At 39.5% G+C, this 18764-nt stretch carries 14 protein-coding genes; 4 read left to right on the top strand and 10 right to left on the bottom strand.

What is annotated here, in order from left to right; genetic code table 11:
• Window positions 1-277 precede the first annotated feature (277 nt).
• The 9 genes from R2R35_RS03655 to R2R35_RS03695 all read right to left on the bottom strand — a co-directional run bounded on the left by R2R35_RS03655 (window position 278) and on the right by R2R35_RS03695 (window position 12034).
• On the bottom strand, window positions 278-1126 hold the full coding sequence (locus R2R35_RS03655; RefSeq protein ID WP_317733140.1) for an alpha/beta hydrolase: 849 nt from the start codon (window positions 1124-1126) through the stop codon (window positions 278-280).
• Between the two features lie 70 nt (window positions 1127-1196).
• Window positions 1197-1673, bottom strand: coding sequence for a hypothetical protein (locus tag R2R35_RS03660; RefSeq protein ID WP_317733141.1), 477 nt, complete (start codon window positions 1671-1673; stop codon window positions 1197-1199).
• 64 nt (window positions 1674-1737) lie between these two features.
• Window positions 1738-2106, bottom strand: a complete 369-nt coding sequence (locus R2R35_RS03665; RefSeq protein WP_317733142.1) for a nuclear transport factor 2 family protein — start codon at window positions 2104-2106, stop codon at window positions 1738-1740.
• A gap of 65 nt (window positions 2107-2171) precedes the next feature.
• Window positions 2172-2636 (bottom strand): metallophosphoesterase family protein, encoded by a 465-nt coding sequence (locus R2R35_RS03670; RefSeq protein WP_317733143.1) that lies wholly within the window; start codon window positions 2634-2636, stop codon window positions 2172-2174.
• 133 nt (window positions 2637-2769) lie between these two features.
• Window positions 2770-3270: a hypothetical protein gene (locus tag R2R35_RS03675; protein WP_317733144.1), complete on the bottom strand. Its 501-nt coding sequence runs from the start codon at window positions 3268-3270 to the stop codon at window positions 2770-2772.
• Between the two features lie 191 nt (window positions 3271-3461).
• Window positions 3462-4397 carry a 1-phosphofructokinase gene (gene pfkB, locus R2R35_RS03680; protein ID WP_317733145.1) on the bottom strand — a complete coding sequence of 312 codons (936 nt, stop codon included), beginning with the start codon at window positions 4395-4397 and terminating at the stop codon, window positions 3462-3464.
• Window positions 4398-4935: 538 nt separating this feature from the next.
• Window positions 4936-7884 (bottom strand): glycoside hydrolase family 9 protein, encoded by a 2949-nt coding sequence (locus R2R35_RS03685; RefSeq protein WP_317733146.1) that lies wholly within the window; start codon window positions 7882-7884, stop codon window positions 4936-4938.
• Window positions 7885-8053: 169 nt separating this feature from the next.
• On the bottom strand, window positions 8054-11116 hold the full coding sequence (locus tag R2R35_RS03690) for a glycoside hydrolase family 48 protein (protein WP_331670214.1): 3063 nt from the start codon (window positions 11114-11116) through the stop codon (window positions 8054-8056).
• Window positions 11117-11632: 516 nt separating this feature from the next.
• Complete coding sequence (locus tag R2R35_RS03695) at window positions 11633-12034, bottom strand: winged helix-turn-helix transcriptional regulator (RefSeq protein ID WP_331670215.1); 402 nt, start codon at window positions 12032-12034, stop codon at window positions 11633-11635.
• A gap of 380 nt (window positions 12035-12414) precedes the next feature.
• Between R2R35_RS03695 and R2R35_RS03700 the strand changes: the two genes are divergently transcribed.
• Both R2R35_RS03700 and R2R35_RS03705 read left to right on the top strand, forming a co-directional pair.
• On the top strand, window positions 12415-12807 hold the full coding sequence (locus tag R2R35_RS03700; RefSeq protein WP_317733147.1) for a pyridoxamine 5'-phosphate oxidase family protein: 393 nt from the start codon (window positions 12415-12417) through the stop codon (window positions 12805-12807).
• Between the two features lie 47 nt (window positions 12808-12854).
• A complete protein-coding gene (locus tag R2R35_RS03705) occupies window positions 12855-13736 on the top strand; it encodes an SDR family oxidoreductase (RefSeq protein WP_317733148.1) in 882 nt (293 codons plus the stop codon).
• Window positions 13737-14211: 475 nt separating this feature from the next.
• Here the strand turns inward: R2R35_RS03705 and R2R35_RS03710 are convergent, their stop codons facing one another.
• Entirely contained in the window at window positions 14212-14757 is a 546-nt protein-coding gene (locus R2R35_RS03710; protein ID WP_317733149.1) for a beta-class carbonic anhydrase, read from the bottom strand.
• Window positions 14758-15009: 252 nt separating this feature from the next.
• Here R2R35_RS03710 and R2R35_RS03715 point away from each other — a divergent pair, with 252 nt between their 5' ends.
• Both R2R35_RS03715 and R2R35_RS03720 read left to right on the top strand, forming a co-directional pair.
• A complete protein-coding gene (locus R2R35_RS03715) occupies window positions 15010-16437 on the top strand; it encodes an extracellular solute-binding protein (RefSeq protein WP_317733150.1) in 1428 nt (475 codons plus the stop codon).
• Entirely contained in the window at window positions 16434-18551 is a 2118-nt protein-coding gene (locus tag R2R35_RS03720) for a GGDEF domain-containing protein (RefSeq protein WP_317733151.1), read from the top strand. The genes R2R35_RS03715 and R2R35_RS03720 overlap by 4 nt, the downstream gene beginning before the upstream one ends.
• Window positions 18552-18764: the final 213 nt, after the last annotated feature.

The raw sequence follows: 18764 nt of genomic DNA on the forward strand, positions 1-18764 counted from the left end.
TCAAGTCTTGAAATTCGTTTATAATCCTACAGGGCAGTTATATAAACTACCCTGTTTATACTTTGATTTCAATGCTTGAATCTCTTTCTTGTCTGATGTTCATTATCAAGAAAGGCTTCTTTTGCAGGAATTCCTGTAAGCACTTTTAAATTCTCTTACGCTTTCAATTCACTATCTAACCACATTTTTTTATGAATACCGAACTCTTTGCAATCTTTGGGTATAACGATAGGATTTCCAAAAATTAAACGATTTTCCAGCCCTTCGTCTGCTTGCTCTATGAAAGCCGGTAAACAAATGAACTCACGATATCCATAACCTCTTTAGACCAAAATTCTGGTCCTCCATGGTCACTGCCCTCTAGTTCATAAAAAAGAACGTCTTTGTCTGAATTTCTTAATTGATTAAATAATTGTCTGCTATGCTGAATATTAACCTGGCAATCATCTGTACCGTGAATCAATAAAACAGGCGGTATCGCAACATCTCTGGTAATGTACATTTCACATGATGCCTGTTTAGCTAAACCCAGATTCTCATCGATTTGTTTTACTCCCAGCAAATCAGTGGTCGGCCTAAAGTCTTTCGGCATCCAATCAGGTATACCTTCTGCCGCACATAGCATAAGATCAGAGGGTGCTGACTCTGCAATAACCCCTTTTATTTTATAGTCACCGTTAATGATTCCATGTGCTTTCATCAAAGAAGTCATCAGTGCCAGATGTCCCCCTGAGGAATTACCAACAATAGATATATTACTCGTATCAATATGAAATTCTTCTGCTTTTTCCATTAGAAACTGTACAGCATAGTTTATATCATGTACCTGTGCCGGAAAAGGAGCAATTGTCGATTCTCTATACTGTACAACCGCAGTTACTATCCCTCTCTCCGCCAGTTTCGAATAACTTGGAATACTGTTATACATTTCCTGCCTGTACCAGGCCGAACCTGGAATGAATACAACTAACGGGAATTTTTCATTTTCCTTCCAATGATGTCTATACGGAATAAACATTTGCAGATAACGTTTGCAGGTGTCATATTCCTTATATAAAACATCTGGTACATATAACCATTCAAGGTCTTCACAGCTAATATTCATTTTAAAATGATTATGTTCCATATCCGTTATCTTCCAATCATAAATTAAGCTTTTCAAATCACTCAGTACTATATTGTGTTGTTCAACTTGATTATTCTGTAATGTTCAAATAGTAAAACACCAGATTTTTATTTTTCCGTTGACTATTCCATGTATTTTCTATTGCATCTTTAACATTCTTAGCATCCTTGAAAACACTTCCTCTTTTTTTACAATGTTCAGTAAGCAACTCGTCACTTATATCCAGATACACAACCACTTCACACTCCAAAAGAATCAAAGAGAATATAGGATGTCCGGCCTTTACTGTTACTCTTTCTTTCACCAGTCTGTTTGTAAAATCCCCAATTTCTTTTGTCCATGGTTTCGTACAGATATAAGCTTCCTCTTCTTTTGATAATTGCGGCCACAGTACCTCATCCATGTCAATCGTTCCCGGTATTTGTTCCTGTAGTGTGGTCTTACCGCAACAGGTAGTTCCCAGTACACAGATTCTTTCATTTTTATGCTTTTCAAATATAGCATTTAATGCATTTATCGTATCCTGTACCGATGTTATTGCTGCCATTTTCATTAATCCTTTCTTTGTGGATAAATCCTATAACCTGTCTTTTCAACTCAGGTAAGTCAGCTTAGCTTATCACCGTTCCAAGGTTCTTCTCCAGTCTCCATTGCGGTGCGATGCCATCATCACCCCAATATTCATTCATTGCAATTATCTTATCATCCTCTAATTCAATAAAAGATACCACATGACAAGATACCTCATTATCAGTAGAAAAGACCTTTACAGCTGTAATTATCATATTACCTGCCATCTCTGTCCTTTCAATCGTACCCTCCCAAGCTCCGGGGTATTCGCAATTTGCTCTTATATATTCCTCTACCGAAAAATGCTCATTTGTACAATGCCAATTTACATAAGCGGTATCTTTAAAAAAAGATCTCAGTTTTTCCGCCTCTTGTTTCAGCACTGTCTTCCAAAATTCTTTGATATCCATTTACTTTTATACTCCAATCAATTTAAAGTGAATTTTTGGCAAAATCCCTACAACGTCTAAAATTTCTATTTTGAAATTTCCTGAGGAATCGTAACTTTTTCATACTGATAATACCCGGCGTCCACCGTCATACGGCACATCGTGATATCCAAATCAAAACGTCGTTTCCCACAGCTGCCTGGATTGAGAAATAATACGCCATTCATGATTTCGGCCGAATATTTATGGGAATGTCCATAAACTACCACGTCTACATCAGTTAAGACCGATGGAATATCTTTCTTGTTATGAACTATGAAGAAGCTCACGCCTTCAATAGTGACCGTTATACTTTTAGGCAAGTCCTCTGCCCAATCCTTATCATTGTTACCACGTACCACATAGGTCTCTCCAAGCTGCTGCAATGTCTCCAGAAGGTATGGTGTGTTGATGTCACCCGCATGGATGAAGCAATCAGCCGCCACAATTTCCTTTATAACAAACTCCCGCAGCAGACCATGCGTATCAGATATGATTGCAATTTGCTTCATAAGCTCCTCTTCTAGGATGTGTGCTTATAATCCTTATTTCAACTATTTATTCTTAAATTCAGACTAGACTCAGCCTGCGTCCTCCTGTTTGTTGTGAATTATTATAATTAGTTGGCATTACACAATGTTAAATTTAAAAGGAAACATCTTTTTTATTCGTTACATCCACTGCTATATGAAAAATACTAACAACTTTATCTTTTAAACTAACGCCTATTCTTACACCATTTTTTACATATTCCTTCCAACAGCCGCTTTCGGTTGAAATCATAAATCCTTTTTGACTCATAACTTCGTCTACAGCCTCAAGGGAGCATCCAACCTGAAGTCCCATAAAGATGTATTTTGGTGTTTTAATCTGATATCCGGTTACATGATATTTATCTAAACAATCAGGATAACCACTTATAGTAACAGAGACGTCTTCGTTTTCCAGCAAATAACCCCCAAATCCACCTATCCTCGAATATTCCTTTATGTTCTTCAGCGCTGATTCCGGTAATGTCAGTGCAAAGGGTACATTGCAATTTCGATTTATTTCTCTTATAGTCTCATTCTTCTTACTGTGACCAGAAAAGCTGGTCAGACAAACGCATATAAACAGCACAGTAAATGTCACCTTAAATTTTATCACGAAAATACTCCTTCTTTACTTAAGGTAATTGACTGGCTTGATGGATATTACACAAAAGAAAAATGCAGTTTCTATAAGATTATTTTTCTCAACATCAAGTAGAAATATTGAAATTCCCCTTCTCCAGGCAATTTTAATTTTTGTGAACAGTATCCAATATTAATATACCATTATATGGATATTATTACAATTTATTTGTCTAGGAGAAGGGTCTGCTCATCAAAACAACCATCCTTCATTAAAGCGAATACTTCCTCAAGTTTAGCCATCCCATCTGAAAAAGCACTTGCGCTTCCTGAACAAACGCCCATTTTAAATGCTTCTTTATAATCTTTCGTTTTCAGATATCCAGCCAGAAATCCTGCAACCATGGAGTCACCTGCTCCCACGGAATTCTTAACAATCCCCTTAGGCGCATTTGTCTCATAGACCTCCCCGGTTTCTGTAATCATAACAGCCCCGTCCCCAGCCATGGAAACCAGTACATTTTGTGCTCCCATAGCTTTCAGCCTGCCGGCATACTCAACTACATCTGTTTTTGTTATCAATTTTTTCCCAAAGATTTCACCAAGTTCATGATGATTGGGTTTTATTAGAAAAGGATTATAATTCAGTACATTCAAAAGCAGGTCTTTGGTAGCATCTACTACAATTTTAATATTTCTTCCCCTTAAGTTCTTCATAATTTCCATATACAAAGTAGACGGAATCGATTCTGGTACACTGCCGCCAAGTACCAATATATCATTTTCCTGTAATGTCTCTAAGAAGTTGAATAACAATCTCAATTCACCTTTGCTTATCAGTGGTCCTTTTCCATTTATCTCGCTTTCTTGCTCCGAACGCACTTTTACATTGATTCTTGTAAGTCCTTCCTTCACTTGTATAAATTCTGTACAAATACCATATTTTCTTAATCTATTCGTCAACTCTTCCCCTGTAAATCCTGCAATAAATCCAATAGCAGTACTCTCAATTCCCAGGTTTTTAAGTACCAGGGAAACATTGATACCTTTTCCGCCAGGATACAGCATTTCTTCTGTCGTTCTATTTACCATCCCCGGTGTAAATACAGGAACAGTGACGATATAATCCAAGGATGGATTTAAAGTTACGGTATAAATCATATAGTCCTCCATCTGCTGCTTTGACAGCACAAAATATCAGGTATAATGCATTCACCAGGCGAATAACTGGTTAATAATACATCTTGCTCCTTATCAATGCTCTGATTATAAATCACTCTAATTCACATTTCAATTCTTTTCTCTTAGGGTATTTCTGAAATCAGCTTGTGCCAGGCTGGAGGTCCAGTGAAAGCAATTTGCAAAAAACAGCAAGGCACAATTTTGGGGACGTAGTGGTGTTACGTTCCTCAAATTGCAAAGCAGAATACCGAAAAGAAGGCAATCAGAACAGTAATGAGTTTTCAGACACACTTTTACAAATCCGTCCTCTGCAAGACGGTTATATGCCTTTGACATGGTAACGTCTGAGTCCAGGAATAAGAATAAACCTTCAAACTGTTAAACCAGTTCAAAGGTTTATTCCATATCATACCATAGCCTATCTTATACTATACAAGGCATCACTATTACCCGATTAATATAAAATACCTTCAATCGATTTACTATTATATTATTCAAATACTAAAGGGAAATCAATTTAGGGTTCAATTCCCCAAACCAGACTGCCTCCAACATATCCTGTTACCTTATTCCAATCAGTATAATTGGAACCGGATTCCTGGAAGGAATAGTCACCGGTCTGAGTATAATTGGTCCAATCACTTTTTGAGAATCTCGCCTGTACATCAACAGAAGCTCCTGCTGCCAGTGTACCTGCTGCGCTCGTAAATCCAATTTCCAGATAATAATCGGCCCCTGTTTTAGCTGTTGCCAGCTTAGCAAAGGTTCCCGTTACATTGGCAGTTCCGGCAGAAGACCAATCACACCAGAAGTTCTGTGCTTTCTCTCCGTCAATGGTATAATAATATCTTAACTTCACATCGGAGAGATTGATACTTTCGGTTCCGGTGTTTACAATCTTAAATCGGGGAGAAATACCGTTAGTTACAGCCGTATTACTTCCGTTAAACATCTGTACCTTGACATTTCCTGTTACAACGATTGAACTGTCAATAATCGTAACCGTGAGTACCGGATCATTTCCTTTATTAAAATCAAAAGTAAGCTCAAGCTTACCAAGAGGTTTTAAAGCCAGATAAGAGCTTAAAATCGTAACCGTGTTACCAGACACTGTATAGTCTGTTCCGCTTGTCAGCAGCGTATTGCCGTTTCGGATTCCGCTTAAGATATTACCATTGTAAGTAAGATCCACAGCTATATCCTGTTGATTAGGTGTATCCTTATCAAATTGCGCCTGTGTTATGGAGATTGTTCCACTCGGTGAGGAGTCAGTAACGGTAACACTCAGGGTTCTGTCCATACCTGCACTGAAGTCAAATACCAGCTTAGCTGTTCCGGTATTAAGAGTTGACAAATAGGAAGAAGCTATTGTTACGGTATTTCCGCTTACTGTATAATCAGTTCCCTTTACCAGTGCTGCAGTTCCATTTTTAATTGCATTAAGGGTATTATTCTTATAATTCACAGTCACATTAATATTTGACGGAAGATATTTGTCAAAGGCTGCCGTTTCCGGAGTAATTGTGGAACTATCCACTGTATTTCCCGGCTCATTTCCAAATACTTTTACACCAGCATCGTACACAGGAATATAAGAGGTCTTAACCGTACTACCGGATGTTACACCACCTAAATCTGAATAGGAAAAATCGTTGGCATTATTCCAGGTTACTGCCGCGGGAGCAGCAATTCTAAATTGTACTTCTTTTCTATAAGCAGACTGACCGCCAGGATAGATCTTTGTTCCGGTGAAGTCTACATTGATATAATAAATATTCGCTGCTTCATCCCATGGCTGTAATTTAGATACTACCGCACCAGCATTATAATTAGTGGTTACTGTGAAATCAGAAGCCTTATATCCAAGACTTGCAGCTTCGCTGATATCGATAAAATACTTAAAGGACAGCTTGTCTCCCATTCTGGCAGGCCAACCGGAACGGTTGTTAAGCAGGGCCTTAATTTCAATAAAATTACTGCTGGAAGCATTGATTCCGGCCTCAACAAAGAATTCATCGTTGGTCACTGTTTCAACAGCGTTAAAATCAGCTATGGGAGTTCCGCCATATTCATCATATAGTTTGGCAAGAGCACCTACAAATCCTGCATTGTAATCGCATGCAATTTCATTATTTACATAGTTTCCGATATCATCGGTATAGCTGTCATCTTTTCCGGGACCACCAACCAAAGCACCATAAATCGTATGTCTGTGGTAAGTAGGTACCGTCTGACTGTCAGCCCAGGAACTGTGAGCGGTTCTATGGTGCGGTCTTGTAGGTGAATTCTCACCATAACCAACCACAAAACTGCGTCCGGAACTTCCCAATGCATAATCTACCTGCTGTTTGGCAAAAGCCTTATAAGTACTGACTTTGGCAGCAGTGCAGCCTGACCAGTCTGCATATACACTTGCCAGGAAAGCTGTAGTAGTAGCATATCTCAGTGCTCCCCAGGAATCCAGCCAAGCCAGACCCTTCGGTGTATAAGATACTCTATTTCCGTTATAACCGGTAGTCCAGAAATCCAGATGCATTTCTGATGCTGTCTTATAAATAGCCTTATCCGTTATTCTTGCTAGAAGGATTGCAGTACCATAATGTACATCATCCCAGCTATGAGCCCACTTATAGCTTATTGTAGTAGACTGAGGTTCTGTCCCCCAATTGGGTACATAAGATTCTGCTTTATTCAGGTATGCAGTATCTCCTGTTGCAAGATATATCCAGGTTCCTGCCCAGGAAAGTTCATCATAGAAACCACTATATGAGGTGTAGAAACCATCTGCTGCGGTATACCCCTTATCACTCTTTGTAGTATCAGCAAAAGCAAAAAGCTCTTTGGCATGACGGATGCATTCAGCGGCATAGGTGGGATTACTGTCTGCAAATATGGCACCGGCTGCAGCTAAGGCAGCAGCAGCACCTGCAACTACAGAGGAACCGGGATTCGCTAAATCCACCTTATAGGAGGGACGTGCCATCTGCATTACTTCAGCGGGTCCCCACCAGGAATGATCTGTATTGCCGTTACCTACCTGGTAATAGAAAACATTTGCGGAGGGATGGCATTTTATCAGATAGTCTGTTGCCCACTTAATTTCCTCTAACAGATAATCAAGCTGACCGCTCTGACGCAGTGCATCCTCTGATTCATAAACACTCCAGGCTAACATAGCAGCGGTATAAGCCATAGGAAGATTGAATTTCACATGATCCCCTGCATCATACCAGCCGCCTGTCAAATCAAGTCCAACATCTGCTCCGTCAGTCAGACCGGAATCCCCTCTCCAGTTGTTTCTGATCGTATCAGGCAGATCTCCCGAACGTTGGAACTCATAGAACATTACTGCTTTTTGTAAAGCTTCCCCATAATTATAATTCGTTTGCGCTTGCACTGGTTTTGCTGTAACAAAACCTGCTGCTAACAGGCAAACGATAAGAAAGAGACTAGTCAACTTACGCATATCATAACCCCCTTATTATTTTGGAGGCATATCCACAGACTATGTAACCTGTTATAACCAGATTTGCAGATACACCTTTATTCTCTGTTTTTTGCTCCGGGGTAATAACTTACTACCCCGGAACAATTTTAAATCTATATTACTAATAGATAAAAATGATTACAAAAATTTACGGTTCTACTCCCCATTTCAGACTACCAGAAATATATCCGGTTACTTTTGACCAATCTGCATAATTATTAGCTGTTCCATTATACGAATAATCGCCTGTCTGTGTATAGTTCGTCCAGTCACTCTTTGAGAATCTTGCCTGAACTTCAATGGAAGCTCCTGCAGCCAGTTCACCTGCTCCGTTGGTAAACCCAATCTCAAGATAATAATCTGCTCCAGTCTTAGGAGCTGGCAGGGCTACGAAGGTTCCCGTTACATTGCCGCTGCCGGCACTTGACCAGTCGCACCAGAAATTCTGAGCTTTTTCACCATCAATGGTATAATAATATCTAAGCTTAACATCAGAAAGTTTCACATTTGTGCTTCCGGTATTGTAGAGCTTAATTTTAGGTGAAATACCATTTGTCTGTGCAGAAGTGCTTCCATTAAACATCTGTACTTTAATATTACCAACTGCAACAGAGGAATCTGTTACGGTCAGGGTAAGAACAGGGTCTATTCCGGCACTGAGGTCGAAGACAACGCTGTACACTCCGGTCTGTAAGGTGGCTAATGCTTCTTTACGGAGCGTAACTGTGCCTCCGCTTACCGTATAATCCGTGCCGCTTGCTAACACCTTGCTTCCTATCTTAATAGCCGATAGTGTATGGTTTGCCGTGGTTAAGGTTACAACTACATTCGCCTGCTTATCAGGATGTTTATCAAAGCTTGCAGCTGTCGGTGTAATGGAGCCGCTTGGTGTGGTATCACGGATTGTCACTGTAAGGACAGGATCCACCCCTTTGCTGAAATCAAAGGTCAGCTTTAATTCGCCAACTTCTTTTTCTAAAAGATACTCTCTCTTAAGAGTTACAACATCACCTGTAAGGGTATAATCCGTACCCTGTGTCAGATAAGTGCTTCCATCTTTGATTCCTGTAAAGGTATTTCCATTTAAACTCAGGTTAACCGAAATGTCTGCCTGATTCAGTGTATTCTTATCAAATGCAGCTGATACCGGTGTAATTGTTGAATTATCTACCGGCTCACTATCCTCACCAAAGAGGATAGAATACACACCATTAGCAATTGCAATATCGCATTGTGCCCAGAATCGGTGATAATAAAATTCTGGATCTGTTCCATTATTATAGGCATCCAGTACCTTTTGGTAATCCGGATCATCTTTATACTGGGAACGGATATCAAGGAATTTTATACCGGGTTTGATTTCGTCGCCATTGGGCATAGTACCTGTCCAGCCTGCCGGAACAAATACCTCCTGATCAAAGAAGCGGTTATAATCTGCTCTTGACTCCGGAGCTGCCAGACCCTTGTCATCTCTGTACAGATTCCACATACGATCCAAAAGTTCCTTGGCGATTACTCTCGCTTCATCATCGCCGGAGGCCTTGCTGTAATACAATAAGGTATTAGCCAAAGAACCTGCTACACCAAGATCAGTGCCATAACTGGTTATAGTAACATGAAGGTTAGAATTACCGGTATAGGTTCCATTCCAGGTATCCGGCTGACCACTCCAGTCAATATTGCTTGGAATAGCAAAAGTTCCATCACTGTTTAACTGAACAACCGTTTTAATCCAGCTTACCCATTTATCCAGAATAGCTTTTGCTCTGGTATCACCGGTCTTATAGTACAATTCTGCAACACGCTGCATAGACCATGCCTGGAAACCAAACCAGGTATTACTGCCGGGATCAGCATAAACAGGGTTCTCTTCATATCCCATACCGTAGAAGGTTGCTGTTCCTGCCGGCCAGGCTTCGTAACGTCCTTTGTTTGAATTGGTTGCACCGCCTGCAATGGCACCCTCTGAGGACTGCAGCCACTGATAGAATTCCAGCTGCCTGTCAAGGCTTACACCCCAATCCGTAGCACCATTGGCAGAAGCAGGTTTAAAATCAGCTTCTTCTGAAAGAATATAAGCTGCCATCGGATTCTGATAACCGAAATGATTATGACTGCTGCCTATCTTCCAGGCCCAGTTGGAGCTTATTCCACCACCCCATGCATAATACCAGGACAACAGATAATGAGCAGAATCGTAACCAGTTCCTGCCACAGTAGGCGAACCGATCTTTCTAAAATATTTGTCAAACATTGAATATCTTAAATAATCCCCCATTTTACTGGCTTTGCCTTTATAGGAGCCAAGATCTACACCAGCTTCATCTGCCCATTGATCTGCCCAGTAAGTTGCCTGTATGGCACGGGCATCTGCATCGGGTGCATTGGTGTATTTGAATTGTGATGCATAATTGCTGTCTCCGGTAAACAAGTCCAGATAACCATTTCTCCCACCGAAATTCATAGCATCCCAGCTAGGCTGAGGAATGGTTTCCCAGGTGGACTCTTCTCTGCCTCTTTGGAAGGTATTGATATAAGATGGTGTGGATACGCCGTCTCCCCTGCTGCCGTAACCATACCAGTTATCCACATCCAAGAGCCAGTGCATACCGTAAATCGTATTTGTTCCATAGGTAGATACAAGATCATTGTTAATTGGGTCACTTCCAACTGCCGCATTGAAATCCAACTGTGCGGGATAAAGACTTGTTAATTCCCATTCCGGAGCATAAGTTGCCGGTTTGCTGGCATTATATTTGCTCATACTGGAATTAGGCTGGTCTGCTTCCGTAGGAATGAGATATGTCTCTGCTACATCCCAGGCTTTCTTAAAGCCTGAAAAATCTCCGGTGAATTTGCCATACATGGCTTCAAGCCACATATAATAGCTCATTGCTTCACTGGTAGTTACGTGACCGTAATCCGGTGCTTCCACAATCAGCGTCTCAATAGAATGATAAGGAATCCCCTGGGGACTGAAATAACCATTATCAGGATCGCTAATATCTCCCCATAATTCTAAAAATCTATCCTGATAGGTGTCCGTACTTGTTGGCGCTATTTGTGAAGCACTGGTGTAATTACTTGGCATAAAAGAGGTTGAAAGAATTCCAAGAATGGCTGCAGTAACGATAGCACCCTTAAAAAAACTCCTGCCTCTTTTCCCAAGCCAGCGTTGATTACCACGTTCCAATAACTTTTTGTGTAACATACTATAACCTCCTCATCGATTTTTATCTTGCAATTATTCCCCAGACTATTACCTGACTGCTGTAGTTCCCAGACACTGCTCCTTTCTGTACCGAATTACAGTCTAATATACCGTCCTTAGAATAACTGAAAGCCCCTCTAAAAAATTGTGAGTCGTTATGCTGATACCTGTTGTTATTTTTTATGTTTATAATAATTCTGAGCCACTATATGCTCCCCAGCTTGTCCAATGTCTGTGCTCAGTTGTAATACTCTTTTTTACTTCTTTTCGTTATATTGCCAGAATATTCATTCTCTTCCACCATAATATGTAACTAATTACCAACAATATAACATCTTTGCAAAACTCTGTCAATTATCATTTGTTAATAAATTACATTACTTGGTTTATTTATCAAATTATTTCATACCGTTCTATCAACTTCTAATAGTAATAATCATTCCTGAAACATAGGAAAACAAACAAAAACCCATTTTACTCTATCACGTGTAAAATGGGTTTTCTAGTACTTTTTTCCTATTTCATTTCCTTCTGAGTTAAATAATTTATATATTCCTTACCCCAGATTTCAAGTGCATCCAAAACAATTTGAAATTTTTCTCCAATATCACTCATATAATATTCAACCTTAGGCGGAATCTGTACATATTCGTGTCTAATGATAAGGCCTTCTTCCTCTAACTGCTTTAACTGACGCGATAAGGTGGCATGGGTCATTTCTTCCGGTAATCTCCGCTTTAATTCATTAAACCGGACGGGTCCTTCACTTAGTAAATAAAGGATATAGATTGACCACTTGCCTGTCAGGATCTTCTGCGTAGTTGCAAAAGGACATATCCCGAAGATATCTTTGTTTATGTTATCTTTGTTTATGTTATCTTTATTTATGTTATCTTTATTTGCAGTTTCTTTTTTCATAATAACCCCTTTCATGAATATCAAAGCTAAGCTATGATATTTCTGAACTCGTAGTTGAATAGATAGTAATATGCCACATCTGCTGGCAGATATCGTGCTGCAAATCAAGCTGTGAATTGCGCATTTCAATAATACACGCTAACAGTATATGCCTCTAAAAATACATATTCCAATCGAAATTGGTAATTGTATTAACAGCTCATTTAGATTAATCAGCAAAAACCATCCATGTTTCAGTGTTATTTATAGTATCATTTACAATACCGGTATCATATAAAATAGTGGTATCATAAAATATCGTACTTGAATAAATCGATATACTATATATAATAGAACTATAATATTTATTATACCATTAAATAAACTAAGGAGCAACTATCATGAATAACGTTTTAGAATTTTTAAAAGATTGTAAGACCTTTTATCTGGCAACCTGCGAGGGAGATCAACCGAGAGTCAGACCTTTTGGTGCTGTAATGATTTATGACGGAAAACTTTATTCTGTCACCAACAACAAAAAGAAAGTATTCAAACAGCTGCTGGAAAATCCAAAGCTTGAGCTCTCCGGTATGGCAAAGGGTAAATGGATTCGTGTAGAAGGCGTTGCAGTACATGATGACAACAAAGCAGCCAGAGAAAATATGCTTTCAGAATATCCGTCCTTAACTCAGATGTATGCTGCAGATGATGGAATCATGGAAGTATTCTATATCAAAGATGTTACTGCTACCATTTATTCTTTTACTGGTGAACCAGAGGTTATTAAGTTCTAATTATTTAAAACGTTGTTTTGCCATTAAGAAAGCAAAGAGGTATTTATATGTCAAAAATACTAGTTACAGGTGCTACCGGTCACTTAGGCAGCGGAATCATAAACCATCTGTTAGAGAAAGGTGTAAAAGCAGCGGATATAACTGCTCTGGTTCGTTCGGAGAAGGATTCCGAGAAATTTAAGAGCAAAGGTATAGACACCAGAATCGGTTCTTACGAGGATATCTCTGTATTAACACAGGCCTTTAAAGGAATCGAAAAGCTGATGTTCGTATCCTCCCCTGATTTTGATAACACACTACGCATCAATCAGCATGCGAATGTAGTATTGGCTGCACGAAATGCTGGCATCTCTCATATCGTTTATACCGGTATAGCCTTTGCTGAAACGATGAATGTAGCAGGCTTGCAGTATGTCCATCTTGCTACGGAAAATATGATCAAAACAACTGCTATTCCCTATACCTTCTTACGAAACGGCTTCTATCTGGAGAACATTTTCGGTAATACTCTCACTGCTGCTGAGAAAAGCGGCGTTCTTGTAACAGCAGCTGAAAAGGGAAAGTATAACTTTGTTCTGCGAGATGACCTGGCTTTAGCCGCAGCCTCAGTGCTTACTGAAAAGGGGCATGAAAATAAGGAATACGAGCTTGTAAACAGTTCTTTAAACACATTTGAGGATTATGTTACTCTCCTGTCTCAGTTAACAGGTAAAAGCATAAGGCACGAAAGCCTTTCACCAGAAGAAGCAGTGACAAGGCTTGTAAAAGAAGGAGAAATAGAACCTGTTGCTTCTTTTAATATTTACGGGCTCTATCTTCCTATAGCCCAAGGACAGTTCTCAAAGGAATCCACCGCCTTAGAACAGCTAATAGGCAAAAAACCCACCTCTTTGGAGGAAGCACTGAAGCAGGCACTAACTACACAGTAAAAAGACAGTTATTTAGCAGCTTCCTTACTGTCTTTAAACAAGCCACCTGTTATGATAGTTGTACTTGGTGACAACTATTTATAACAGATGGCCTTTCTATTTACACATATACTTCTATTTGCTTCAATTACAACTACAAATCAAGCTCTAAAAAACTGTTTCCATATGGTTTCAGGCGAATTGCAGCAAACAGAAAGAACGAATGTGCCTATGGAGAGGCGTTAGAAGTCCTTTTCTCTGAAGATTTTGTGCTATAATATCAAACAGATTGTCTGAGCGTAGCGAGTTATCTGTTTGATATTATGACAAGCACAAAATCTTCAGAGAAATAGGACTTCTTATGCCTCGGAATTGAAACATGAGTTCTTTCTGTTTGCTGTAATTCGCCGTCCCCTTGTTAAAACCCAACCTTTTTACAAAAATTTATCAGCTAAAATTTAAGTAAAACTACCAACTATTCACTACCACCAGCCACTCACTCCGTCACCTCTCTCAATTCACCGGTAACTGAGTCTATAATCAATCCGTAAACCATAACACTTTCCGGTACCAGGGGATGGTTACGGATCAACTCCACCGAATTCTTAACAGATACATCCAAATCCTTAAAGCCTCCCAGCCAGGCTTCAAAGTCAATACCGCAGTATTTAAGCAGATCAATTTGCTTCTGATCGATATTCTTATCTTTCATCTTCTCAAGCATCTTTGTACTGTCCGTATGTCTTGCTCCGCAATCCGTATGACCGATTACCAGAATCTCTTCTACACCTAATTCATAAATTCCTATGAGCAGACTACGCATAGCACTTCCGAACGGATGGGATATCACGCCACCTGCATTCTTAATAATCTTGGCATCCCCGTTTTTTAGTCCAAGCGCAGAAGGCAATAGTTCTGTAAGTCTTGTATCCATACAGGAAACGATGGCAATTTTTTTATTCGGATATTTACTGGTTCTAAATTTTTCATAATCGTTGTTTTGTACAAATTCCTTATTGAATTTAAGAATCTCCTGAATCATGATAGACACACTCCTTATGCATATCGACGAAAACATCCCAGTTATGTAAGCCAAAATACTGACGGCTCTCATAATATAAAATACACTTACTTTTGAACATACACAAGTATTTTATTTCAGAATATGAATTTCATTCACTTTTATGACAATTTATGATAGAATTGGTGCATAAAGGACAGCTCAAATGCAGGGAGCATAAGGCATGTTATGACATAACAACCATGAATCCGGCTATGACTTTCAGGAGGACATATGAAAAGGAACTTATTCATCAGTATACTGTTATTATCCGTGATATTATTAAATTCTTGCAGCTTGCTCCCAACCAATAAGAAACTATTGAATTCCGATGATCCTATAACCATATCTGTTTGGAATTATTATAACGGAACTGTAAAGGTCCGATTTGATGAACTGGTAGCTCAATTCAACGAGACAGTAGGTGCCGAAAAGGGTATAGTAATAGAAGCTCAAAGCTATGGAGATGTAACAGAACTTGCAGATGCTGTGTATGAAGCCTCCAACAACAGCATTGGTGCCTTACCCATGCCGGATATATTTGCCTCCTATGCAGATAATGCTTTTCGAATCAGCGATTCTGCCAGACTGGTGAATCTGTCCGATTATTTTACCAAGGAGGAGTTGTCAGAAATTAAAAAGGAATTCTTATCAGAAGGGATCTGGGGTAAAGAACAGACCTTAAAGATTCTTCCGGTAGCTAAATCTACTGAGATACTCTTTCTGAACAAGACCTTTTGGGAGGACTTTGCCGCAGAGACGGGTGCTTCTCTTGATACTCTTAAGACCTGGGAGGGATTGGTACAGACTGCTAAGCTTTACTATGAACATACGGGCAAAGCCTTTTTTCGTATAGATGCAGTGGCTAATTTTATGTTGATATCTGCCATGCAGCTAGGGGAAGAATTCTATCAATATGATGATGACATTGCCAGCCTGAATTTCAGTCAGGATACGGCATATCGGATATGGGTTAATTACTACGTGCCTTATCTTAACGGTTATTTTGCAAAGTCAGGCCGGTTCAGTTCTGATGATGCCAAAACAGGAATTATTACTGGATACACTGGTTCTACGGCAAGTGCTTCTTATTTTCCGGAAGAAGTTGCCTGTGAGGATATTGTTGCTCCTATTGAAGTGTTGACTCTTCCTTATCCCTACTATGAGAATTCCAAACCTTATGTTGTACAGCAGGGAGCTGGCATGTGTATTACGAAAAGTGATAAAGCCCATGAGTATGCTGCTTCTGTCTTCCTGAAATGGTTTATAGATATGCCTCAGAATATTGACTTTGCAGTTTCCACTGCCTATCTTCCCGTTAAAAGCCAGTCATTGACCGCGAATGCACTTATGAAAACAAGCAACTATGAGGAAATTTCAAATGCTGCTGTTAAAAGTTCCATTGAAACAACTATCAATATGCTCAGCACTCATACATTATACGGGAATAAACCTTTTACAAACAGCTTTCAATTAAGGTCGATTCTGGAAAACCATCTTTATACCAGGGTCGAAACAGATCTTGCTCTTCTAGAGAAACGTATTATAAACGGCGAAGATCGTACCACTGTTATAAAAGAACTCTGTTCCAAAGAACATTTTTCGTCCTGGTACCAGGCCTTTACCAATGAACTTCAGACAGTATTGAGGACTTCCAAATGAAATATATTAAAGTAGACAGACAATCAATGGTATTCCGGCTTACATCACTGACAGTTATTATTATCCTGGGGCAGGCAGCCCTCTTATCCTTATTTTTGATTATAGGAGGGGTATTAAGCACAGCAGAAGAAAATGCCTTCAGTTCCTTTTCCAGTAAGGTAAACAATCGCAAGGACTATCTCCAGCGAGAAATGAAGCTGCGCTGGACTAATATGGACCCTTATGTTGATCAGATATCAGGTCAGTATAGCATTCAAGAAGCCCCCGAGGAATTTCTTAAAAATATTAGCGAGTCCTTAATCTCTATGCTGCGGGCAACCCAGGTGACCGGTGCTTTTGTTATATTAAATAATCCCGGAGATGAAAAACCAGCATTATACATCAGAGACTATGACCCAATTCTTAATGACTATAATAAAAGGGATTTGTATATGGTCTTTGGTCCCTCCGGGTTAGCCAGGGATTTGCAGATTCCGCTGGATAAAATATGGAAAGACCGGATAAACCTGAATACCATTGATTCGGATTTCTTTGAACAACCTTTAAGCATAGCTGATTTGTCAACAGATTCCAAACTCTTGGGGTATTGGGGTATTCCCTTTAAACTCTCAAAAGAGGATATCTCAATCATTACCTATTCCATGCCTCTTTTTGACAATGAAAATAATCTTATAGGTATCATCGGTGTAGAAATATCTGAGCAGCATTTATTTAAGTATTTGCCTGGGACAGACCTGCAAACCAAAGACTCCTTTGGTTATATGCTTGGAATCCGGAATCCGGATACCGGAGAATTACATACACTGATAACAACAAAAGCAATCCAGAAAAGAATAACGACTGCCAATGAATCCTTGCGTTATACCACCGCAGATGACAATAATTCAATTTATCTTCTGGATAACAGTAATGTTAGCTGGAAGCTCTATCTGTCCATCGAAAACCTGGGACTTTACGGAAACAATACCCCTTTTCAAGATAACCAATGGTATCTTATCGGTATTATGAAAGAAAGTAATCTGTTGGAATATGCCATCAGAATGAAACAACTTTTATTGATTTCCTTTATTGCCTCCGTTATCACAGGTGGGTTTCTTGCCTATTTCGTCAGTTACCGGTTTACCAAACCTATAATCAAAGCAGCCAAGAAGGTAAATGCTACCAAGACAGCACAGGTGATAGAGTTTGAGAATACCGGACTTACAGAAGTGGATGAATTGTTGGATGCCATACAGATAACCAGCAATAAGCTGCTTAAGGCTTCCGGCAGAATGTCTTGTATTATTGGAATGCTGGAATTGCCCATTGGTGTTTTTGAATTCAGCGAAAGTACAGATGCTGTCTTTCTAACAGACAGGATTCCTGAATTTCTAGGCTATGATCCCAAGACAGGCCGCTCTACTGCAGATAAAAAAGAATTTTTTACATATAGATTAAACGAATTGCTGAAGCATGCTGAAGAAGCAGAAGAAGATGTTTACTATCTCGACAGCCCGCCTGGCAAATGGCTTAAGGTAAAATATACTCACAATGACAATTCGACTATGGGCATTATTCTGGATGTTACCGAAGAAATTACGGAAAAGAAACAGATGATGGCTGACAGAGACCTTGACGGCCTTACAGGTATTTACAACCGAAAGGCTATGCAGTTTTACATGGAGGAAACTTTACATAAAATAGATACGAATCTTACAAGTGCACTTTTAATGTTTGACCTGGATAATCTAAAATCCGTTAATGATACTTACGGTCATAAGTGGGGTGATATCTACCTTAAACATGTAACAAAACATCTTTCTAAGATCAGCGAGGCACAGCAGGTTCTGGGAAGACGTTCCGGCGACGAATTCACCCTTTTACTTTTTGATTTTCCTTCAAAGGACGATTTACGGCAATCCCTGGACCAATTCTATCACAAACTGGGCAGTGACCCTATAGAATTTCCAGATGGTACTGTAAAGACAGCTGCAATATCATCAGGTTTAGTATGGATTAGCAGCAAAGAGCGCACTTTTGAAGATTACCTTCATATGGCTGATGAACTGCTCTATGAAGCAAAGCACAGTAAAAAAGGCTATTATGTAGAGCTAGAACTTTCGAAATCTCTTTAAGCGAATAAATTTAACTGTAACTTATAGCCGCTGTTAAAATGAAGGTATGCTGTAAAAAGCCTCTTGCTCTCCTGTAATCCACCCTATAAAAGACATATTACGATTATGTGTGCTGAAAGGCGAATAGTTTTTACACGCTTATGCACAGAATATTGGTAATGTGTCTTTAAGCCGGTGTGTGAGGAAAAAGCAGGGGCTCAAATGCTGCTCTTA

The organism is Anaerocolumna sp. AGMB13020 (genome assembly GCF_033100115.1).
GTDB lineage: Bacteria > Bacillota > Clostridia > Lachnospirales > Lachnospiraceae > Anaerocolumna.